The organism is Paraburkholderia sp. GAS334 (assembly GCF_050436625.1).
In the GTDB taxonomy this organism is placed as follows: Bacteria; Pseudomonadota; Gammaproteobacteria; order Burkholderiales; family Burkholderiaceae; genus Paraburkholderia.
In genome coordinates this window covers 128,369-150,373 of the sequence record NZ_JBNDMO010000012.1, presented here as the reverse complement: position 1 = coordinate 150,373, position 22,005 = coordinate 128,369, and the positions used below count along the sequence as shown (strand labels likewise).

The following is a 22,005-nucleotide window of genomic DNA, read 5'->3' as shown; positions in this document are numbered from 1 at the left end:
GCAGCACCAATGACTACACCCATATATCCCAACACGCAGCTTCACATTAATGGCGTCTGGCAGGATGCCAGGGACGGCCGCACACTCGATGTCGTCAATCCAGCCACAGGCGTGGCGATCGCGACTGTTGCACACGCGGGAATTCCCGAACTCGATCACGCACTCTCTGCGGCTCATCGTGCCTTCGGTGTCTGGCGCGACACACCCGCGTACGAACGCAGCGCGATCATGCGGCGAGCAGCCGCTCTCCTGCGCGAGCGCTCTGAACGGATTGCTGCATGGCTTACTCAGGAGCAAGGCAAGCCGCTCGGCGAGGCGAAGACCGAAGTCTCGCTGGCCGCCGGCTTGATCGAATGGTTCGCCGAAGAAGGGTTTCGCGTGTACGGTCGCATCGTGCCGTCACGCAATCTGGAAGCGCAGCAACTGGTCGTCCGGGACCCGGTCGGTCCGGTCGCGGCGTTCACGCCATGGAACTTCCCGATTAATCAGGTCGTGCGCAAGATGGGGGCCGCATTGGCGACAGGGTGCTCAATTATCGTCAAGGCACCAGAGGAAACGCCCGCTGCGCCTGCGGAGCTGGTGCGAGCTTTTGTCGACGCCGGCATTCCCCCGGGCGTGATTGGCCTCGTCTACGGCAACCCAGCCGAAATCTCGAATTATCTGATCCCGCACCCTGTCATCCGCAAGGTAACGTTTACCGGCTCAACTGCCGTGGGCAAAGAACTCGCGTCACTCGCTGGTCGGCACATGAAGCGTGTAACGATGGAGTTAGGAGGTCATGCCCCGTTCATCGTCGCTGAAGATGCGGACCTTGAGCGCGCTCTTGACGCCGCCCTCGCCGGAAAATTTCGTAATGCAGGCCAAGTCTGCATTTCGCCAACACGTTTTCTGGTGCAGCGCGACGTTGCCGCTGAGTTTGGCCGGGAGTTCGGCCGTCGCGCGAGCAAACTGCAGGTCGGCGATGGCCTTACCGATGGCACGCAGGTCGGTGCGCTCGCTAATCCGCGTCGCATAGCAGCCATGGACGGATTCACCCGTGACGCCATTGAGTGCGGCGCGACACTTGTTGCCGGCGGGGAGCGCGTCGGAACGACCGGCAATTTCTGGAAGCCCACGGTGCTGGCTGACGTGCCACGAGAAGCCCGCGTTTTTAACGACGAACCATTTGGACCGATTGCGGCCATTCAACCGTTTGACACGCTGGAAGACGCGATCGTTGAAGCCAATCGTTTGCCCTACGGGCTCTCCGGTTACGCCTTCACTCAATCGCTGCGCAACACACGTCTGCTAACGCGTGGGGTCGAGGTCGGCATGCTTTGGATCAATCAGACCGCCGCCACGTGGCCTGAATTACCGTTCTTGGGTGTCAAGGATTCCGGGTACGGATCGGAAGGAGGCCCGGAGGCGATGGATGCCTATTTGAATTCGCGAACCGTGTCCGTGCTGCAAGTTTGAGGAAGCGCCAACACGTTACTAGTTTCGCCCCGGGCGTTGCCCGGCGCTCACTTGCCAATCAAGGAGACAGCATCATGGCAGGCCGTTTGGAAGGAAAACGCATCATCGTCACCGACAAGGACAAATACAGTGGCCAAGGGATCGTCGAACTGTTCAGAGAGGAAGGCGGCACCGTGTTCCCTACCGACCGTGCTTTCAAAAGCCAGGCCGACGCAAATGAGTTTGTTCGCGAAGTGGGTCATGTAGATATTCTGATCGCCAACCATGCAGTTGAATTCGAATTCATTCAGGCCGTCGACAATGACGAAAGGGAAATGGAGCGCATCTTTCAGGGTGTCTTCTATCCGCTCCACCGCATGGTGCGTGCAGTCTTGCCACAAATGCTCGAACGAAAGCGAGGCAAGATTGTAGTTACCGGAAGTGCATCTGCGCTTCGCGGCCGGGCCGGCGGCGTCGCCCTGTATGCCGCGGCCCGGGGAGCACAACTTGCCTATATGCACAATCTGGCGCTCGAAGTTGCACCTCATATCAACGTCAACGCCACCGCCCAAACTTACGTCGACAATCCGACGTATTTTCCTCCGGAATATCAGCAAACAGCCGACTTCCGTGAGCGCCTCGCCGAATGTCCCGCTGGGCGGCTCGCGAGCATGCGCGAATGTGCCCAGACCGTGCTGTTTCTTGCGGGGCCGGAAAGCGATTTCTTTTATGGTCAAACGATTCCTTTTGGGGGGGGCTGGACGGTATGAAAACCAGCGCGATAAATCTGAACGCTTTGAATAGCGGTCGCCTGTATGCATTCGCCGGGAGATCCGGCGAACGCCATGAACACACAACGATGTCGCTTTGGCCGGATCATGCCTCACAGGCATGCGGTCGAACTTATTAAGTATTTTCCCGTTCGGCAATATTCGCCTAACCTCCTTCTTAAACCGCTCGTTGGCGCCTTCGCCATGAAGGCCTCATTTACAGAAGTAATCAAGGAACACACTTATGACCGTCAAGACCACCAACGAACAGAGCAAGTCAGTCGTGGATGCCTACTACCAAGCGGGCGTACTGGGCCGTCTGACTGATTTCGCCCCTTACCTGCATCCGGACTTTTCGACCACAGCGCCGAACTATCTGCCTTGGGGCGGCGTGCACGCGGGCGCTGCGTTCTTCCGCGATGAGGTACTTCCCAATTTGCCGGACGTCCTCGACTTTAGTAGGTTTAGCTATGACGTGCTCTTCGCTGAGCACGAGCGAGTGATCGCGCTGGTGAACTTCGGCCTCACCGGCAGCGACGCGACAATCAAAATCTCTGAGCACTGGACTGTCGAGGGTGACAAAGCCACGTCCATTTGGGTAGCTTACTTCGAGCCTCAGGCATTGCTGGATAAGCTCGGTATTACCCACGGCCTTCGCGGCTGAATCTCGCGCCTGTCACTGGCGGACGGCAGAGGCAGCATTAATTCGATATGTCACCGACGGAGCGTCCGAGGGCTTGACTATGGACGCTCAAGTCCGAGATGCTCGGAACCCCGGGGCTATTTCTCTTGACCCGGTCAATCCCTACACTCTCGTTCAAGTCAGAGCCGTGAACTAGACTCGTCAGCAACTCAATCTCGAAGAATCCATGTCTAAATTCGATGGTGGCCCCGCCATCTCCGCCGGCGGCGTCAACTGCGATACGGCTGAAGCCACCTTCTCCAGCGATACCGACTATCCGTTCGCCAACAACGGTGCGCTGGCAGCGCAAGCGGAACACATGATGAACTCCCCTGCTACGCCCGCTTCATTGACCTCGCTGTACTGGCTAGCGCTCGGCACATTTGCAGTTGGCACAGAAAGCTTCATGGTTGCTGGCCTGCTGCCCAATATCGCCGCAGACCTGCATACAAGCGTTGTCGCCACGGGCCAACTGGTGACTGTCTTCGTTTTGGCCTACGCGCTCAGTTCGCCAATTCTGACAGCCCTAACTGGAACCTTTCGTCGGCACACGCTGATGATTCTGTCGCTCTCGACGTTCGCCCTTGCGAACGTCGTTGCCCGGGCGGCCCAAAACTATTGGGAATTGATGGCGGCCCGCATCCTGCTCCCGGCCGCAGCCGGCCTGTATGTTCCCGGCGCTAACGCACTGGCTGGCGCCATCGCCGGTCCTGAACGGCGCGGGACGGCGCTCGCGATCGTCAACGGCGGCCTGACGATCGCAGTTGCCCTAGGCGTACCGCTGGGAGCGCTAATTGGTGACCGTCTCGGCTGGCGCATGACATTCGGTGGCGTCGCCGTCCTGTCCGCTGCCGCCGTCGCAGGTCTGCTGTTCGGCCTTCCACGCGCAATCGGCGCAGGATTGCCTACCGCCACACTGCGCGAACGCATCCGTGTCGCACGTCAGCCGGTCATCCTGATGACCTTGCTCGTCACCACGCTTTGGGCCATGGGCGCCTACACCATCTATACGTACCTGGCGCTGTTCGTTGCCAAAACCACGCCGTTGCATGGCGCGCAAATCGGCTACGTGCTGTTCACTTGGGGCGTTGCGGCCGGCATCGGTGTGTTCGTCGGCGGCAAGGCAGTGGACCGCGCTGGCTCGCGCCGCGTAATACTCCCCTGCTTGACGGTGTCGATTCTGGCTTTTTCGCTCATGTCCGCAAGCGCGCGTTGGTTGCCGACGACACTGGCGCTCGTTCCTGTCCTGTTTGCCGTGGTGGCCTGGGGCATTGCCCATTGGTCCTTCTACCCCGCGCAGCAAGCAGGTTTGATCAATCTCGCCGGGTTGCGCGGAACGCCGATCGCCCTGTCAATGAATGCGTCCTTTATGTATCTCGGCTTTTCACTCGGCGCTGCGCTCGGGTCCCTCACTTTGAGCTTCGCCTCTGTAGATGATCTGGGATGGGCTGCCTCCGACTGCGAAGTGGCAGCGCTGGTCCTGACGGTTGGCATTGGCAGGCACCTGACACGCTCACAGAATGCGATTCCAAATGTCTTGTAAAGGGACCGGCTGCGGCGCACCGGCAAAGCACAGCTCACTGGTCTTTCACACGTCGTCTTGCGAAACGGGATGATTACCTTCTGCCTGTGAGATATTCCTATCGTATTGCTGGCGTCGCGACAGTCCCCGCCCGGACCACCATCCTCCAGAATCAGGTGGTAGTTCCTCAGGCATGACCACTATCAAACTGCAGGTAAAGACTAAATTGAACAACCCACAATTCTTCAAGATTGGCGGCGACACCCAGATCCAACGGCTCGGATTTGGCGCCATGCGAATCACGGGCCTGGCATCTGGGGTATGCCGCTTGATCGCGCAGAAGCAATTCGCGTGCTGCGCCGTCTTCCCGAACTAGGCGTAAATTTCATCGACACGGCAGACTCCTACGGGCCCAACGTCTCGGAAGAATTGATCCGGGAAGCGCTGCATCCATATGACGCGAAGATGCTAGTGGCAACAAAGGCCGGACTCACTCGCACAGGCCCCAATCAGTGGGTGCCGCAGGGGCGGCCCGAGTACCTGATTAAACAGGCACACGACAGCCTGCGCCGTTTAGGTCTTGAACAAATCGGTCTGTGGCAATTGCATCGCATCGATTCGTCGGTATCGCGAGACGAGCAGTTTGACGCCGTGCGCCAGCTTATCGACAGCGGAGTCATTCGCCATGCTGGCCTGAGCGAAGTATCGGTGGCCGACATCAAGGCAGCGTCCAAATATTTCAAAGTGGCGACTGTGCAGAATCGCTTCAACCTTGGTGACCGCGGCAGCGAGGACGTCGTGGATCATTGTATGGCTCACGGTATTGGCTTCATCCCCTGGTATCCATTAGCGGCCGGCGAGCTGACACGGACTGGGTCGCTGTTGGAAGCGATCGCGCGGAACAACAAGGCAAGTGTGGGACAGATCGCTCTCGCGTGGCTGTTGCAACGCAGCCCGGTGATCCTGCCGATACCAGGCACCTCCAAGGTCGCGCACCTGGAGGAAAACGTGGCTGCCGGCGCGATCACCCTGTCCGATCAGGAATTTAGCGAGCTGGACCGCGCCACCGCGCATCGACGGCGAGGCTAGTCCACAACTGCGCTAAACCCATTCGAGGCCAGCCTGGCTGTCCTCGCGCCGAAACGCTTCGCTCCGCTCGAGACCGGCTCGTACGCCTTGAAGCATCGCGTCATGCGCGCGCCGACGTTGTCCCCAAGCAGCCCCCTGCTCCCTAACTGCGCTTGGCGCATCGATGCCCGGCCGTTTGTACATCGGGTCAATGCAATACCGACGCGACAAGCCGAACCAATGTGAGTTGATGTCGGTTCCTCTATGTCATCAGGATTCGACCGGGGCCTCTACCTCGCGTACATGAGGATTGTAACCATGCGTGGCAACCAGTTTCTCGCCGCCAGCGACTTTGCGCAGAAGCACGTAGAAAACGGGGGTAAGCAACAGGCCGAACAAAGTCACGCCCAGCATCCCGAAAAACACAGCGATACCCATTGCCTTGCGCATTTCCGCGCCCGCCCCTGACGAGAACACCAGCGGAAGCACGCCCATGATGAAGGCGAACGAGGTCATCAAGATTGGACGAAGACGCAAGCGGCTCGCCTCGATTGCGGCTTCGACGATTGTGCGGCCTTGCATCTCCAGTTCACGGGCAAATTCGACAATCAGGATTGCGTTCTTGGCAGACAAGCCGACCAGCACCACCAAACCGATCTGTGTGAAGATGTTGTTGTCTCCATGCGTGATCCATACACCGAATAGCGCTGAAAAAATGCTGAGCGGCACAACCATGATTACCGCCAACGGAAGCGTAAGGCTTTCATATAGAGCCGCGAGTACTAGAAAGACCAACAGCACGCTAACCGGGAACACGATCATCGCAGCATTACCCGCGAGCTGCTGCTGGTAGGTCAGGTCGGTCCATTCGAACTTGATTCCACGCGGCAACACCTCTGCGGCAATACGCTCGGCGGCTGCTTGTGCCTGGCCCTCCGAATAGCCAGGCGCCGGTCCGCTATTAATATCTGCCGCCGTATACCCGTTGTATCTCACCACCATCTCAGGACCGTAGGTTGGTGATACCTTAACGATCGACGAAAGCGGCACCATTTCACCGTTTGCATTGCGTGTCTTGAGCATGCCAACGTTTTCGGTCGATGCGCGGAATGGCGCATCCGCCTGCACCCGTACCTGATATACGCGACCGAATCGATTAAAGTCGTTGACATAAAACGAACCCAGATAAACCTGCATCGTGCTAAACACATCGTCTACCGAAACGCCAAGCTGCTCTGCTCGAACCCGGTCAATGTCGACATTCAGTTCTGGTACGTTGATTTGATAGCTGGAGAACGTCGGTCCAAGTTCGGGTGTCTGCGCCGCTCGTTGAATAAAGGCCTGAGCTGCATCGTTCAATGCCGTGTAGCCTAGCGAGCCACGATCCTCGAGTTGCATCTTAAAGCCACCGAGCGTTCCCAAACCAAGCACGGGAGGTGGTGGAAATACCGCTGTGTACGAGCCCTTGATCGTCGAAAACCTTTGACGCAGGGAACCGGCAATGGCGTCCGCGGATAGCGCTTTAGCTTTTCGCTCTGCGGATGGTTTGAGCAGGATAAACACAATGCCGGCGCTCGATGAATTAGTGAACCCGTTAATTGACATTCCCGGGAACGCAACGGTCCCCTCGACACCTGGTTGACCCTTGGCGAGGTCGGACATTTGCCGTACTACGTCCTCCGATCGATCAAGGGTTGCACCGTTGGGCAATTGAGCGAAACTGACCAGGTAATCCTTGTCGAGTTGTGGGACAAACCCGCTCGGCACAAGCTTGCCCATTAGAACCGCCCCGCCGATTAACAGCACATAAAGGCCCATCATCAAACTCTTACGGCCGACGATGCCCGAAACACCTTTACCATACGACTCCGAACCGCGATGGAACAATTTATTGAATCTGTGAAAGAAGCCTCCCAAAAATCGGTCCATCAGGCGGGTGAGCCAGTCCTTCGGTTCATCGTGGCCTTTCAAAAGCACGGCTGCCAAAGCCGGTGACAGCGTCAGGGAGTTGAACGCCGAGATAACCGTCGAGATCGCAATTGTCATTGCAAATTGCTTATAGAACTGACCCGTAACCCCTGTCATGAAAGCCAGGGGTACAAACACAGCTATCAGCGTCAACGCAATGGCGATAATCGGGCCACTCACCTCGCGCATAGCCAGGTAAGTAGCCTCTCGCGGCGAAAGCCCAGACGCGAGATTTCGCTCGACGTTCTCAACCACAACGATCGCATCATCTACGACAATCCCGATCGCCAGCACCATCCCGAACAACGAAAGCGCGTTGATTGAGAAGCCAAATGCGAGAAGCAGTGAAAATGTGCCAATAATCGAAACAGGTACTGCAAGTAAAGGAATCAGAGATGCGCGCCATGTTTGCAGGAAGACAATTACCACGAGAACCACGAGGGCAATCGCTTCGAGAAGAGTGTGAACCACCGCACCGATACTCAAACGTACAAACTGCGTCGTATCATAGTCGATGATGTAGTCTACCCCTTGCGGCATGTCAGCCTTCAGGTCCGCCATGGCTTTATAGACCGACTTTGATATCTGAAGGGAATTAGCGTTTGGTTGCTCGTAGACCCATAATCCAACTGCCTGCTTGTTATTGACGAGCGAGCGCAGCCCATACTCGGATGCGCCCATCTCGATGCGAGCCACATCGCGCAAGTGGGTAACCGCTCCACCAGGAGAGGTCTTTAATACAATGTTCTCAAACTCGGCCTCAGTGCGCAGGCGTCCCTGTGCATTCACATTCAGTTGCAATGGAACGCTGGGAAGAGAAGGCGATGAGCCGATGGCGCCTACTGCGACCTGGATATTTTGTTTACGGATCGCATTGACAACATCGCTCCCATTCATGTTGTACTGCGCAACCTTCCCTGGGTCGAGCCATACACGCATGGAATAGTCTCCGGCGCCTTTGAGCTGCACTTCACCAACGCCGTCGATTCGCTCCAGTCGATTTTTTACATTGATAAGAGCATAGTTGCGTAGATACTTCGTGTCGTACTTATTGTCTGGCGAGATAATATGTACCGTCAAAAGCATCACCGGCGATGCCTTAATCGTCGTTACGCCGAGTCGTTGCACATCTTCCGGAAGTCGAGGAAGCGCCTGTTGCACCCGATTTTCGACGAGCTGTTGCGCCAGGTCCGGATTCACACCCAGCTTGAAGGTGACTGTCAGCGCCAAATTGCCATCGCTATTCGCTTGGGACTGCATATATAGCATGTCCTGAACACCGTTAATCGACTCCTCCAGTGGAGAGGCAACGGTTTCGGCAATGACCTTGGGATTTGCACCCGGGAACTGCGCCCTTACGATCACGGAGGTCGGGATAATCTCCGGATACTCCGAAGTCGGTAACTTCAAGAGCGAAATGAGACCGCCCAGTAACACAAGTACGGATAAAACCCCTGCGAAAATGGGACGATCGATAAAAAATTTAGAAATATTCATAATGGAGCTCTGATGGCGTCACCGCCGTTCAACATGCTATCTTAGAGATGTTCGATACTGTGTTCATTGCGGCTTAGGGCCTCGCAGAGTCGCGCGGGACAAATGCGTTGCAATTCGTTCACCAGGCACGAGGCGTTTTCCGCATAAAATACTTTGCCCGCGTGTTGCGGCCTAATGGGAAGGCGCCCTGGCGGCTCCGCAACGAAAAAACTGCACGCACCTGCCCATCGCGACTTGCCACACAACTCGACCCGAACCGAGAATTTCGAGCACCTCTCTGGCGAGCGGTTTTTTGCACCCTTCCCTTCGATTTCGATGAGATCGACTTTAGGGGTCTAGCCGCATTTGATAAATCATCAAAGTACGAGCACACAATTACGAATTTCAGAAACAATGCGAACGCAACTGAAAATTGACTCCACGCGGCATCGTTCTAAGGCCGATTGACACAAGTGAGGATTTGCCGCAGTTCGCGTAGACCGTGAACAAATCTGAACATTGCGTTCAGAATGAGTTCTACACCCGGTATATTTGAAAGATACCGGGTGTGACTCTTATCAACTGGCGAAGCGGCAGAGCAACTGGGCGTGGCGGTCGGCGCACTGCTACGCTGGCACCGGCAAGGGCGACTGGCGCCCTTCTGCAGGACGGTTGGCGGACATCACCGTTATCGGCATGACACGCTACATTCGGGTCTGGGCGCCACGCCCGGACCAGTTGGCAAGACTGTCTGCTACCTTTCCCCAAACTCCTGCGTTCGTCGCCGAGAACTCCTGCTTGCCATCTATGAGACCGTTAGCTTAATGGTGCACAAACCTGCCCATGCAGATTGTTGTCGCAGGGGTAACGGTAGTCCCTGCTGAGGGGGGCGGCGTTGCCGCCATCACCCATGGTACCTGTCGCACTCCGGCGCGGCTTGCCGCCCCGGGTGGCGAGCCACTGCTCGCGCACCACACCTCTGTACGCCGCATGAGCACTGCGCCAGGCGACCACACGCGAATCTCCCGCTATCCTTGCAGGTAGCTCGAGGGCGTGGTGACCTCCCTGCACCGGAACACGGATCACCGTGTCAGCTCGTGGCAGACGTTCAGTCAACTTCTGTCCGCGACGGGCGATGACACCCGCGGCGGCAGTATGCACACTCCAGCCTCGTCGCGCTGCGTATTTCACCGCACCGATGGTCGACGTATAGGCCGGGTCAATCAGGATCAGCTCGACACCCGCACGAAAGCACTTCGCTTCGAGCAGTTGCCGGTATTTCGCGTAGAGAGCCCGGAGAGCATCCGCGCGCCCTTTGGGCTGAGCTGCGCTATCGCTTCTTCTTCGCCGTGAAGTCGAGATCCTCGGCGACGATGGGTTTCAGTTCGTCCTTCGCCCAGGCCACAGCATCCGAGAGCACGTCGGACAGCGCGGCCTCGCGCTGTCCCGACGTGGCGTCTTCGCGAAGCAGCGCAAAACGCCGGGTCGATATCAGGTTGCCCGACGGGTCGGTCTCGGTGACGGCGAGATGGTCATCCGAAGCGCAGGGGAACCGATCAGCACAGTTTAGGAGCGGAAAGTTTCTTTGCGTCCAAGCTGCACTAGTACTTTTCAGCCTGCACTTGGACGCGCCACCCGCACATGCGTGGTTTCCGGGTTCGCCCAGCTCGAACGAGCTATTGTCCGCGACTTGGCACTCTGCGCAGAGCGATATGACTTACGCAGATTGGGGTCCTTGTTTCGTCACGCCGCGTCGGAAAGCGCGCCATTCAAGGGAAACGATTAAGATCAGTCCAATCAGTGAGACGCCGATTCCTGCGTACGGTACGAATGCCGCACCTAGATGAGAGGAGTCGATAACCTTTCCACCGATGAATCCACCAAGGCAGTTGGCGAGATTGAAAGCGGAGATGTTCACAGTCGCGGAAAGTTCGGGGGCACCCTGTCCATACTTCATAACGCGCATCTGCATTGGCGAGACGTTTGCAAATGATGCGATCCCAAAAATGAAAGATGCCGCCGTGAAGGCCCAAAACGAATGTACAACTGCACCAAGCAATAGCAATGACAAAATCATTGCGAACGGCCAAAATATTAGCGTAGCAGAAAGATTGCGGTCTGCAGATTGGCCACCGATCCGATTGCCGACCAACATGCCGAAGCCAACAATAATCATTAGAATCACAGTACCCTCCCTTGAGTAACCCGCGACGAGTTCTCCGACCGGAGCAATATAGCCATAGCAGGCCATAAATCCGGTCCAGGCGAGCACGGTGAAGGCGACGCTGGCGATCAACTGCGGGTTCCGGAAAGCAGCCAGTTGTAAGCGGACGCTCATTCGGTCCTCGTCGATTTTCATTGTCTTCAACAATAGTTGAACACCGACCAGAGCCACCACCCCTAGTCCGGCGACAGCGTAGAGCGTTGTTGACCAACCAAAATGGGTGCCAATCCAAGTCCCTGCAGGGACCCCTAAGACACTGGCAAGCGTAAGCCCGGCAAACATCTGACCAAGCGCCCGGCCCGCGTGTTCGGGACGCACTAGACTGGTAGCAACTACCGCGCCGATGCCGTAAAACGGACCTTGAACAAGTCCTACAAGCACACGTGCGCCAAGCACCACCGAAAAGTCGGTAGCCGTAGCCGAGATGAGATTACCTGCGATGAATAAAAGCATCAAAAACAGCAATACTCGTTTCTTCTCGAAGCGCGCTAAAAAAATGGTTAACGGGGGACCGCCAAAAACGACAGCGACTGCAAATGCAATGATTAGATAGCCGGCTTGTCCCTCCGTGACGTGGAGGCTACTTGAGATCTGGGTGATGAGGCCCGCTATTACAAACTCCGCTGTTCCGACTGCAAAGGCACATAATGTTAACAGCCACACTTGAATGGGCATACGCGGAGATGACTCAGGTGATGGTGCCGCAGAATCGGGGGTCATTGTCGTGGACATTGGATTATCTCTGAAGGATAGAAGCAGAATTTGACTGCCAGAAATAGGTTTGTATGCGGCTTACCGCGGAATTGCGGATCCGTTGTGTGCTTTCAGGTAGAGAAATGCTCGCATCGAGTAGCATTTACGCTCGTGTACTAATCGTCGTCCGAATCCGTCTAATACAGATCGTCAGCGCGGATCCACCGGCAACCGTCGCATTGGCGAGTCCGAAATCTGCTCCGTGTGATACGCCGGTACGCAGAGTTCTACTGTGCACTTGGCATTACTACGTCGATTCACTCGTTTGAGTATTCCGTGCATATGAGTTGCACGGCTAGCTTTCCCGATTCGATGTTGTATTCCTTTGTGTTTCCGAAATATGATTCAAAATGTCGCTGCGCGCTTCCATTGTTCCCAATGGTTTGCGTACTTTGACCGCATTTGGAATGTGGGTACTCCGACCTCGGGCGGTAGAGCGGCGCGGGCACATATCCACTTGCTACAGACGCAAAAGCTACATTCGCGATGACTGCGCCTGCAATCATGGCTAAAAGATGAATTTTCATGATCAATTTCTCTTTCCAATGATTCGGATATCCCTCTAGATTTGCGAGGCATGTCTTAAAGGGCATCCGTTCTGTGGATGATAGACGGTCGTTGCGGCGGATTTGTGCGGAAAAAAATAAGTTAACTGTTTTGGAAAGATGTAACAATTGAGAATTTTTCTTGGTAATTTCAATATTGAATTGCCGGGAAGATGGATAGGGAAAGCCGGCATTCGAGCGCGCCCGAAAAAACGAATGCGTGGCTGAGCAGGACGGCGAGCTCGGTGGAGCCGACACGTAGCCGGCAAGCCCGGATGAGATGGAAGTGGCTGGACTGCGTGCCGAAATGACCCGCCTGAAAATGGAGCACGACATTTTAAAAAGGGCTGCGGCGTAGTTCGCGAAGGACTCGAAGTGAAGTACGCCTTCATCGAACGCAACCGCAGTCACCGGCCAATTTCGGTTATGCGAAGTACTGGAGGTCAGTGCCAGCGGCGCTCATCAACGCCGGCAACGCGCTGTGCAAGACAAGCTGCATCGAAGCCGCGTGAGCGACGACGCGCCGCTGGCACACATCATGGCGATTCGCGGGGGATTAAAGGCGAGTCCGGGTGGCCGCGCGCGTGGAAAGAGCTGCTTGCACGCGACGCCGCCTCGGCACGCGCCCGGTATGTGTGCAGCCCTTCAAATGGATGACGAGCGCGATATCGCTTGTCGCGCGATACGCGATTCCAGTTCCCCCACTCGCAGCAGCGCAACATTCAAGCGTCGTTCCAGTTCGTTGGCGACGAGCCGGTTCTCGGGGGCAGCAGCGACGTACTGTTTCCGCGCGCTTTGGGCCGCGTAAGGTGTCGCTCGCAGATCCCGCTGCAATGCAGTCAGCACGTCGTCCTGCATTCGCGTTTCATCTTCGCCTGCCAGGATTATCAGGGCGATAGTTGCGTACACTCAAGAGCCAATTCGACGGCTCCTGATTGACTGAATAGTTGTGAACACCGTTGCCAGCCCGCGGATCGATTGCGGAGATTTTGTGACGAGCAGGTCGCAAGCAATATCGTACCGATGTTGTTTTCAACTGGCGTCGTCAGTTATGCCGTGTGTCGGTATTTCCGTCGAGAACTGAGTCTATGCGACATAGAAGCATTGGTTTCAGAGCGTGGCGTAGCTTCTCGTGTACAAGATGTTCCGCCCTCGGTAGCGACAAGGACGTGCGAGTTCTGAACACGTGGTCGATAGACGTCGTGTCAGTCGGTAACAACGAATTCCATTGAGAGATCGCATACGCCTTAGAAACGGCGACGTGAATTTTAGCGTGAAAAGAACCATCAGAGATGGTGGCGGCCTTTAACGCATCGCCTCGCAATAGTTGACGTTGACTGCGTGACGTTGTTCGACGGTTAGCGGCTGCAGGCCGGAGAAGTACATCTCTTCAATCAAAGGGTCGCTCCCGCCCGACAATAGCGGACAACGCGAAAACAGTTCCGAAACCCAGTCGACGAATGCGCGAACTTTTGGTGAGAGGTGTCGATTGTGCGGATAAACCAGTGATACAGGGAGAGCTTGTGGCTTCGCTTGCGGCAGGACTTCCACTAGTTGACCACTTCGTAGATACGGTAACAGCATGAAACGGGCAATCTGAATGAGACCGGCCCCTGCTACGCCGCTCTTTATGTAGCTTTCAGCATCATTGAAGGCAACGTGGCCTGTCATTTTTACGTTAACCTGTTTCTCCCCGACGACGAAATTCATGTCGCTGATCCGCCCGGTAAGCGCAGAGAAATACAGCACAGCGGTGTGATTGGAAAGATCATCGATAGTCTCCGGCATTCCATGCTGTTCCAGGTAGCTTGGACTGGCGGCGGTTATACCAGCAAACAGGCCGACTTTCCGAGCAACCAAGCTGGAGTCCTGTAAGGCGCCCACCCGAATTACACAGTCGACGCCATCCTGGATCAGATCCACAGGCTTATCACTGAATCCTATGAGGACCTGGATGCCCGGATTGCGTGAGTGAAATTCATCCAGCTGGGGCATGATAATCTTTGTTCCGATCAGGCCTGGCATGTCGACGCGCAGTCTGCCTTTGGGCGCCACGCCTGCACTCGCGAAAGAGCTTTCTGTCTCCTCTACGTCCGATAGGATCCTGACGCACGCCTCGTAGTAGGCAGCACCGTCCGGGGTCAAATTCAAGCGTCGAGTTGTACGCTGAAGGAGCCGAACGTGAAGATCATTTTCGAGCGCTTGAATGATCGTAGTTACCGAGGCTCGAGTCATATGAAGAGTGTCGGCGGCGCGGGAGAAGCTGTTCGCCTCTACCACTCGGGTAAATACTTTCATCGCGTTGAAGCGGTCCATTTTCTTGCGTCCTCTACCTGAGGGAATTTCATCGTATCAATGAGTCGACAGTCATTGTAAGGCTGACATGGACAATCGTACGCGAAAATATCAAAATCGTCCCTGCCGCATTTGACAATTTTTCAGCAGCTGCGTTTGCGAAGTCGGCGCGGTTTTGCAGCCAGCGAATTCCGGATCCGACGTCACCGTTTACCCGTGGCGTGGCCTGAAGGCCGAGATTTTCAGGCCACGTCGTGGATACAGACTGGAATGAATTCGGGACAGGTAAGCGACCTGCCTCGATAGTCAAGCTATGGGCGGCCGCCCTGGTATGGACGGCCGCGGAACGTCGAAAACAGCCAAGGCACCAGTCAGCGCTCTAGCCACCGGCGTCCGGCAACGTGACTAGAACTTGTGTTCGATACCGAGACCTATCTGAAACGACGACCCAGCCCCATTTCTCAGTGGCGTGCCGGTATCCAAAGCCGAACCGAACGCGTTAAAGCGTTCGAAATCGACAAGCCCTATCAGTTCGGTATTCTTTGACAGAAAATATTCGGTTGCAAAGTAGAGCTTGTTCGCGACCTGATCAGGCGCACCGTCGCTATTTCGTTTGCCATGGTAGTAAGCGAGCGTGAGGTCAACAAAAGGCGTGACGAACCAGCTCGCGCCGCCAGAGTAAACCTGCGTCTTAAGATGCTGGTATACGGAACTACCGCTCTGAATCTCATTCTGTGCCCATGTCGCTCTAAACTGAACTGTCCCGATGGAATAGACGCCTCCGATGGCGTACGCGTTGAGGTTCACGCCATTCTTGTCCTTGAACTGCATGACGGCACTGCGCAGAGTCACTGACCGGTCGTCGTAACCCAGCAGGCCACCGAGCGAGCTGTTTCCCCTAAAATTGCCAGCATTACCACCGAAGGCATACATGGAAGTCGCTGTGACACCGTGATTCGAATATGTGTACTTCATTGAATTGTCCTGACGGTCGAGGCTATTTGATGCAAGCCCTGAGTCAGAACCGAAGTTGCCGGCGATCACCGTACCTGGACCTCCCAAGTAGCCGAAACGGATGTTCATATTCGAGGCACTATTCCCAACGTGAAGAGGGTCCGCTGCGTAAAACACTTCAGCGAGGGGCGTGTAGTGACGCCCGAACGTAACCGTTCCCCACTTATCACTAGACAGCCCAACATACGCATTTCGGTCAAAGAATCGGGATGTCGTCCCTCCTGCCCCGTTTGCAAGGTTGATGGTGGAAATCAGGCTAAAGATTGCCTTAATTCCTCCGCCCAGATCCTCCTTGCCGAGAATCCCCCACTGCGACGGTGTCCAAAAGCCCGAGTTCATTGCAATCGCGGAGCCACCTGCATTCTGACTAGAACTTGCGGCCTGCTGCGACCGACTCACGATACCGACATCGACGATCCCGAACAGAGTGACAGATGACTGCCCCCATGCTAATCCGGATATCACTGACGAAGCACCTATGATTAGCCATCCTAACTTTTTCATTGTCTCCAATCCTTTAATGGTTTATATTTAAAATAGACTTCTACAGCCAACTCCAACTACATGTTTCTCCGAGGATTTCCGAGGTTTCCTCAGGCCAACATTTTTTCTTATTAATTGCTCTACCGACGCTCCCTGCCCTTCGTCATCAGTCCCAATCCGACGCGAACGAAAATGGGGGAAATCAGTCCAAGCCAATCATCAGGAAAGGCAGAACTTCGGCACATCTGTCCGAAATGTGGTGGCGCAGTTTTGAATGAGCAGACTGTTGTCGCGCCACCCCATCTTCCCTAATCACATTTTCATTTTTCTGGCCACACGGGCGGATGACTTCCGGGTGGCATGGACGGTCGTGCCCATGACACATCCGTGCGGGATAAATTCGCGCTATGGCGAAGCGCGCGCAGTTGACCAAATCCCGACTCGCGCGTCTCGAGGTATTCCTCCGCGTCTGGCATCGATACCCCAAACCCGTCGGCTACGCGCCCCAAACCTCGCAGCCAATGGCCAGTCTGTGCCAATGAGAGATTCACGTGCCAAGTGCCGCCCTGCTCCCTCTGTCGGATCAGTGCCGCTGCGACACACATAGCGATAAGAAATCCAGTGCAATGGTCGATAATCTGCATGGGGAACGCGCGGGGTTGTTCCTGTCTTGCCGCGAAACCCTCTGCGGCGTTGAAGCCCATAGTGGTCTGGACCAATGAGTCGAAGCCGCGCCTCATCGCCCACGGTCCATTTCGACCGTATGCCGTCAGCGTTACATACACCATTCCTGGGTGGCGACTGGCGATATCTTTAGGGCCAAATCCCAGTGCCTCAAATCCGCCAGGACGATATCCTTGTACTAGAACATCGGCCCCATCTAGCAACCGCTCGAAAGTCGACCGCCCCTCAAGCGACCCAAGATCGACATGCGTGGAAAGCTTGCCGCGGCTGGTTTCCGCTATCGCCTCAATATTTGGCAGATAAGGCGCGTTGACGAGCATTACGTCTGCGCCATATCCGGCCAGGGTCCGCCCTCCCACTGGGCCGGCGAGAATGCGCGTCGCGTCGAGCACGCGGACGCCTGCCAGAGGCGAAGGCATCGCGGCGGTATTGTCCGCGTGCGACGCGGCGGCCAAGTCGCGTGGCGGCGCATCGCCAATGCGCTCAATGGAAAACAGTGGCATCGCGGCAACCGCCATTCCTTGCGGCGACGCATCCCATTCGGCAAACGTACGCAGCGCCGTCACGACCAGGCCTGCGTTGGCAGCAAGAGTCTCGAAATCCTCAGCACGCCACGAACCAAGAACTTCCGCAATGTCAGAACGTGTTGCGCTGTGCGGGTCGAGGCCTAGCAAGCGCAGCGCACCGTGCCTATGATGCTCGAACACAGCGTGCAGACGTACCCAGCCATCCCGGCAGCGATACAAACCCGAGAGGGCGTCGAACAGTTCCGGAGAGTGGCCATTGACGCTAAACCAGCCAGTGCATTCCAGAGCAGCATGACGCATGTCCACGCTGACGTTTTGGCGGGGAGCACCTCGGCGATGGCCAAACTCGCAGGCGGCCAACGCCGCAGCGGCAATGGATACCTGTGCGGCAGTACCGATCGCAAACGAGGACGGGAACACCGGGTCGGATCCACTCAATACGACGTTGTCGAGCGCGCTTGCATCCAGACCGGCCGTCTGCCACAGTTCGCGAAGTATACGAAGCGGTTCCGGCTGAAAATCCGCCGCCCCGTCTTGATCAGCCGAGGATTCGTTTGCCTTCATCTCGTCTATCCAGTTGAAACCACAAATTAGATATCGGTATATCGTTGTCCTATTTTTAATGGACAACGATCAATCCTATTTTCTATGGCCCGTCCCGGAAGGCGGAGTCTCATCCCTACTCCAGTTGCTGTAGCGCACACACTCTTTGCCCGAGACTGGTGGAATCCTGCCCTGGTCAAGCGCGATTGCAGTTTCCACCAGACGGTCCGTTACAGACGCACGGTTACACACTTGACCTGCGTGTAGTTGTACAAGGCCTCAATACCTTTCTCACGTCCGTAGCCACTGAGCTTGTAGCCGCCCAAAGGCGTCTCTACACCGCCCGCCATATACTCGTTGATGTAGATCTGGCCGGCTTCGAGGCGTGCCGCCACTCGGTGCGCGCGTGCCAGATCTCGCGTCCAGATGCCCGCCGCGAGACCGAAATCGGAATCATTGGCTATAGCCACTGCCTCGTCCTCACCGTCGAACGGGATAACACAAGCAACCGGACCAAAGATCTCTTCGCGGGCGATACGCATCTTGTTGGTAACGCCGGTATAAAGAGTTGGCGTGACATACCAACCACCCTGCAACTCAGCTGCGTCGGGAAGAGTACCCCCAACAGCCGCCACCGCGCCCTCCTCCTGTGCCACATCAAAGTACTCGCGCACCTTGTCGTACTGCTGGCGGGTCGTCATCGGGCCAACGGAAGCATCGGGCCCTGAGCCGATCTTGAGATTACGCATCGCGCCGGTCATAGCCTCGACAAATGCGTCATGAATGGACCGTTCCACAAGTACCCGCGTCCCGGCAATGCACGCCTGCCCTGCGTTGAAGACGAAGCCGCGCAGGGCTCCGGGCACCGCCTGCACCAGATCTGCATCAGCGAACACCACATCGGGTGACTTGCCACCCAGTTCAAGCGTCAGCGGGATGAGCCTCTCGGCAGCGACACGAGCCACTTCGCGGCCCCCGCGTACGGAACCGGTGAAGGCAACCTTGCGCACATCACGATGTTCGACCAGCGCTGCTCCGACTTCTGGACCCGTTCCGGTGACCACGTTGAGCACGCCAGGTGGCAAGCCGCATTTATCAACGGCCATTAGGGCCAGGCGTAGCAGGGTCGTCGACGTCACCTCCGAGGGTTTGGCCACGACAGTATTGCCGGACGCCAGCGCAGGCGCGATGGCGCGGCCGGCCTGGTTGAGTGGCAAGTTCCACGGCAGGATCGTCGCGACTACGCCGAACGGCTCACGCCGTGTGTACGAATGGTATCCGGCCCCCAAGTCAATCGTCTCGCCTTGAAGTGCGTTGACCAAGCCGCCATAGAACTCGAAATACTGGGCGGTATTCTCCATTTCTATGGCCACTTGCGTCGGAGGCTTGCCGGTCTCCTCGCGTTCCAGTTCGCCCAATTCGCCTGCGTGCGTGCGAATAAGCGCGGCCATGCGGGTGAGCACGCGGCCACGCTCTGCCGGGCGCACGTCCCGCCAGCCGGGCAGCGCACGCTTACTCGCTGCGACTGCCAAATCAACGTCTCGAGCATCGCCCCGTGCCACAGTGGCGACCTTCTCGCCAGTGGCGGGGTTAAAGACATCCATATACTGCGCCGTGCCAGGGGGGACGGACACACCATCAATGACGTGTTGCTCATGTCTCACGATCTAAATCTCCGTGTTCAGAATCCAATTAGGCGGCCAGTTCATCTTCGCGGATCATATCCGCCGCTTTCTCTGCGATCATTATGGTCGGCCCGTTAGTGTTGCCGCCGACAAGAGTCGGCATGATAGAAGCGTCGACGACGCGCAGCCGTCGTATGCCGCGCACACGCAAGCGACTGTCAACAACTGCATCCGCATCGCATCCCATTTTGCACGTGCCTACTGGGTGATATAGCGACTGGGCGGTGCGTCTCAGAAACTCGATGGCTTGCTCTTCGGTACGCTCGCCGGTGTCAGGCAAGTTCTCGCGCACGATGGAATCGCGCAAGGGTGCAGTACGTGCAATATCGCGGGCGAACTGTAAAGCATGCAATGCGCACTGCACGTCATGCGGGTCGCTCAGATAGTTCGGACGAATCGCAGGCACTTCGCGCGCAGACGCGCCGCTCAGTCCAACCGAGCCCCGCGAGCGAGGGCGCAACTGCATTGAGGCGATCTGTATGCCTGGGAACGGATGCACACGCAGCTTGGTGCTCTCGAAAGTAAAGCTCCACGGCCGGAAACTGATCTGCATGTCTGGCCTGTCGAGGTCGGAGCGGCTACGCACGAACGCTAGTGCGTGGGAAGTGCCCATTGCTAGCGGGCCGCCACGAGTCACCAAATACTGCACGCCGCGCAGGTACTTGCGCCAGCCCGAGAGCGTCGCATTCATTGACATACCCGATTTGACTTCGTAACCGACGTTGACGGCCAAGTGATCCTGCAGATTCTTGCCGACGCCAGGCAAGTCTGCCTGAACCGACAGCCCGCGTGCGCGCAGCTCTTCGGTTGGCCCAATACCAGACAGCATGAGCAGTTGCGGGCTCCCAACGGCGCCGCAGCTAATCACCGTCTCGCGCGCTGCAAAGGCACGAAACAAGGCACCGTCACGCTCATACAGCACACCAATCACTTCATTGCGGATTAACAGCAGGCGATGCGCCAGGCAACGATCGCGCACCACCAGATTTGGCCTCGTACGTGCCGGACCCAGGTAGGCACGAGCGGCGGAGCAGCGGATGCCGCGCGCTATGGTGTGCTGACTGTAACCCACGCCTTCTTGCTGCTTTCCGTTGAAATCCGGGTTGAGGGGAACTCCCAACCCGGCTGCGGCTTCGATGAATTGTTGCGTGACCGGATGCTTGTAGGCACCACGGGAAATTTGAAGAGGGCCGCCGACGCCGCGCCAATCATCGCCGCCATCCAGATTGTTCTCCATACGCTTGAAGTACGGCAGTATGTCGGCGTAAGCCCATCCGTGATTGCCCGCAGCGGCCCAATCGTCGTAGTCGCGAGCGTTTCCACGCACATGCTGCATACCATTAATGGCACTTGAACCACCCACGATCTTGCCTCGCGGCCAATAGATCTCACGGCCATCCAAGTCCGCCACGGGTTCACTGGAGGATTTCCAGTTCACACTTGAGTTCTGGAACAAAAACGGCAATCCGGCCGGAGCACGAACCCAGAAGGTTTCCACGTCCGGGCCAGCCTCCAGCAGCAACACCTTGCACGCTGAATCAGCTGACAGCCGGTTGGCAAGTACACATCCAGCAGATCCTGCACCAACGATAATGTAGTCAAACCGCTCGGGTGCACCATCAGTATTGGGTTCAACTACACTCATCGCATTCCGGCCTTTTGCCTATTCGTCCCCATGGGTTCCTCGTGTCATAACAGACCAATGCCTCATTTGGTACAGGCCGGGCCGCCGCACAGGCGCTTTGTTATACGGCCACACGTTAAAGCCGAGTTGCTTTTTAGACAAATGACATTTTCTGCGTGTTCGCTTGACATTTTCTAGTCCAAGCCGATCCACGCGACTGGCCGATGCTTGACCGGGACCGTTGCGATGACACCTCCCGGGAAATCCCTATCGTACTAGCGCCTCGAGCATTTCCAAGTAGGCCTCTTCGTTGCGGCTTCTGTCCGATACCCGTACTCCACGATTGGCCACGTCTATGTAGACGCGTTTTAAGCTTGAGAATAAGTCAAGCAAGGTTCTAGAAAATCTCGCTTGTGGGCCATCGAGGTTAGGTCCTAGAGTTCACGCCATGGCCGCAAGGGCTTAGTTAGCGCGATGTAGGTTGGGCGTGGTTTGGGCCCTCGACTTCCGAAGGCGATAGCGCCTCGTCGCCCATTGCGAAGCTGAATGCAGATAACGCCCCGTGCCGAATTTTTTATACCAATCGCAATCCCGTCTACAAACACGGTCCGACGAGTGAGTCGTTGGCCGGCGTTGCAGTGAGAAATCGCAGCGATGGAATTCGCAACACGTAAGCGCAAGTACCAATGACCGACGTCGATTGGCGGG

General features: G+C 56.6%; 13 protein-coding genes and 2 pseudogenes. 7 read left to right on the top strand and 8 right to left on the bottom strand.

Annotated elements, in window-relative coordinates:
- Window positions 1-9 precede the first annotated feature (9 nt).
- The 5 genes from P3T21_RS22475 to P3T21_RS22455 all read left to right on the top strand — a co-directional run bounded on the left by P3T21_RS22475 (window position 10) and on the right by P3T21_RS22455 (window position 5,497).
- Window positions 10-1,455, top strand: a complete 1,446-nt coding sequence (locus P3T21_RS22475) for an NAD-dependent succinate-semialdehyde dehydrogenase (RefSeq protein WP_429258141.1) — start codon at window positions 10-12, stop codon at window positions 1,453-1,455.
- Between the two features lie 74 nt (window positions 1,456-1,529).
- A complete protein-coding gene (locus P3T21_RS22470) occupies window positions 1,530-2,204 on the top strand; it encodes an SDR family NAD(P)-dependent oxidoreductase (protein ID WP_429258140.1) in 675 nt (224 codons plus the stop codon).
- A 244-nt stretch (window positions 2,205-2,448) separates the two neighbouring features.
- On the top strand, window positions 2,449-2,868 hold the full coding sequence (locus P3T21_RS22465; protein ID WP_429258139.1) for a hypothetical protein: 420 nt from the start codon (window positions 2,449-2,451) through the stop codon (window positions 2,866-2,868).
- A gap of 205 nt (window positions 2,869-3,073) precedes the next feature.
- Entirely contained in the window at window positions 3,074-4,429 is a 1,356-nt protein-coding gene (locus P3T21_RS22460) for an MFS transporter (RefSeq protein WP_429258138.1), read from the top strand.
- Between the two features lie 300 nt (window positions 4,430-4,729).
- Complete coding sequence (locus P3T21_RS22455) at window positions 4,730-5,497, top strand: aldo/keto reductase (RefSeq protein WP_429258137.1); 768 nt, start codon at window positions 4,730-4,732, stop codon at window positions 5,495-5,497.
- Window positions 5,498-5,746: 249 nt separating this feature from the next.
- Here the strand turns inward: P3T21_RS22455 and P3T21_RS22450 are convergent, their stop codons facing one another.
- The gene (locus P3T21_RS22450) at window positions 5,747-8,941 is read right to left on the bottom strand and encodes an efflux RND transporter permease subunit (RefSeq protein ID WP_429258136.1); all 3,195 of its coding nucleotides are present in this window, start codon (window positions 8,939-8,941) and stop codon (window positions 5,747-5,749) included.
- A gap of 563 nt (window positions 8,942-9,504) precedes the next feature.
- Here P3T21_RS22450 and P3T21_RS22445 point away from each other — a divergent pair.
- Window positions 9,505-9,804: pseudogene (locus P3T21_RS22445) on the top strand (hypothetical protein); the annotation flags it as partial.
- An 833-nt stretch (window positions 9,805-10,637) separates the two neighbouring features.
- Here P3T21_RS22445 and P3T21_RS22440 read toward each other — a convergent pair.
- Window positions 10,638-11,876: an MFS transporter gene (locus tag P3T21_RS22440; protein ID WP_429258135.1), complete on the bottom strand. Its 1,239-nt coding sequence runs from the start codon at window positions 11,874-11,876 to the stop codon at window positions 10,638-10,640.
- Between the two features lie 789 nt (window positions 11,877-12,665).
- Here P3T21_RS22440 and P3T21_RS22435 point away from each other — a divergent pair.
- Window positions 12,666-13,072 (top strand): annotated as a pseudogene (locus P3T21_RS22435) (IS3 family transposase); the annotation flags it as partial.
- Between the two features lie 15 nt (window positions 13,073-13,087).
- On the opposite strand, the gene P3T21_RS22430 reads toward P3T21_RS22435, so the two are convergent.
- The 6 genes from P3T21_RS22430 to P3T21_RS22405 all read right to left on the bottom strand — a co-directional run bounded on the left by P3T21_RS22430 (window position 13,088) and on the right by P3T21_RS22405 (window position 21,318).
- A complete protein-coding gene (locus P3T21_RS22430) occupies window positions 13,088-13,300 on the bottom strand; it encodes a hypothetical protein (protein ID WP_429258134.1) in 213 nt (70 codons plus the stop codon).
- A gap of 447 nt (window positions 13,301-13,747) precedes the next feature.
- On the bottom strand, window positions 13,748-14,758 hold the full coding sequence (locus P3T21_RS22425; RefSeq protein ID WP_429258133.1) for a LysR family transcriptional regulator: 1,011 nt from the start codon (window positions 14,756-14,758) through the stop codon (window positions 13,748-13,750).
- Window positions 14,759-15,142: 384 nt separating this feature from the next.
- A complete protein-coding gene (locus tag P3T21_RS22420) occupies window positions 15,143-16,255 on the bottom strand; it encodes a porin (RefSeq protein ID WP_429258132.1) in 1,113 nt (370 codons plus the stop codon).
- Between the two features lie 299 nt (window positions 16,256-16,554).
- Window positions 16,555-18,009, bottom strand: a complete 1,455-nt coding sequence (locus P3T21_RS22415) for a CoA transferase (protein ID WP_429258131.1) — start codon at window positions 18,007-18,009, stop codon at window positions 16,555-16,557.
- Between the two features lie 209 nt (window positions 18,010-18,218).
- Entirely contained in the window at window positions 18,219-19,592 is a 1,374-nt protein-coding gene (locus P3T21_RS22410) for an aldehyde dehydrogenase family protein (protein ID WP_429258130.1), read from the bottom strand.
- A gap of 88 nt (window positions 19,593-19,680) precedes the next feature.
- Complete coding sequence (locus P3T21_RS22405) at window positions 19,681-21,318, bottom strand: GMC family oxidoreductase (RefSeq protein WP_429258129.1); 1,638 nt, start codon at window positions 21,316-21,318, stop codon at window positions 19,681-19,683.
- Between the last annotated feature and the right edge of the window lie 687 nt (window positions 21,319-22,005).

Coding starts and splice junctions, on each gene's coding strand:
- P3T21_RS22450 (WP_429258136.1), bottom strand. CDS start 8,941: ATGAATATTTCTAAATTTTTTATCGATCGTCCCATTTTCGCAGGGGTT.
- P3T21_RS22460 (WP_429258138.1), top strand. CDS start 3,074: ATGTCTAAATTCGATGGTGGCCCCGCCATCTCCGCCGGCGGCGTCAAC.
- P3T21_RS22475 (WP_429258141.1), top strand. CDS start 10: ATGACTACACCCATATATCCCAACACGCAGCTTCACATTAATGGCGTC.
- P3T21_RS22440 (WP_429258135.1), bottom strand. CDS start 11,876: ATGTCCACGACAATGACCCCCGATTCTGCGGCACCATCACCTGAGTCA.
- P3T21_RS22415 (WP_429258131.1), bottom strand. CDS start 18,009: ATGAAGGCAAACGAATCCTCGGCTGATCAAGACGGGGCGGCGGATTTT.
- P3T21_RS22405 (WP_429258129.1), bottom strand. CDS start 21,318: ATGAGTGTAGTTGAACCCAATACTGATGGTGCACCCGAGCGGTTTGAC.
- P3T21_RS22410 (WP_429258130.1), bottom strand. CDS start 19,592: ATGGATGTCTTTAACCCCGCCACTGGCGAGAAGGTCGCCACTGTGGCA.
- P3T21_RS22425 (WP_429258133.1), bottom strand. CDS start 14,758: ATGGACCGCTTCAACGCGATGAAAGTATTTACCCGAGTGGTAGAGGCG.
- P3T21_RS22430 (WP_429258134.1), bottom strand. CDS start 13,300: ATGCAGGACGACGTGCTGACTGCATTGCAGCGGGATCTGCGAGCGACA.
- P3T21_RS22470 (WP_429258140.1), top strand. CDS start 1,530: ATGGCAGGCCGTTTGGAAGGAAAACGCATCATCGTCACCGACAAGGAC.
- P3T21_RS22455 (WP_429258137.1), top strand. CDS start 4,730: ATGCCGCTTGATCGCGCAGAAGCAATTCGCGTGCTGCGCCGTCTTCCC.
- P3T21_RS22420 (WP_429258132.1), bottom strand. CDS start 16,255: ATGAAAAAGTTAGGATGGCTAATCATAGGTGCTTCGTCAGTGATATCC.
- P3T21_RS22465 (WP_429258139.1), top strand. CDS start 2,449: ATGACCGTCAAGACCACCAACGAACAGAGCAAGTCAGTCGTGGATGCC.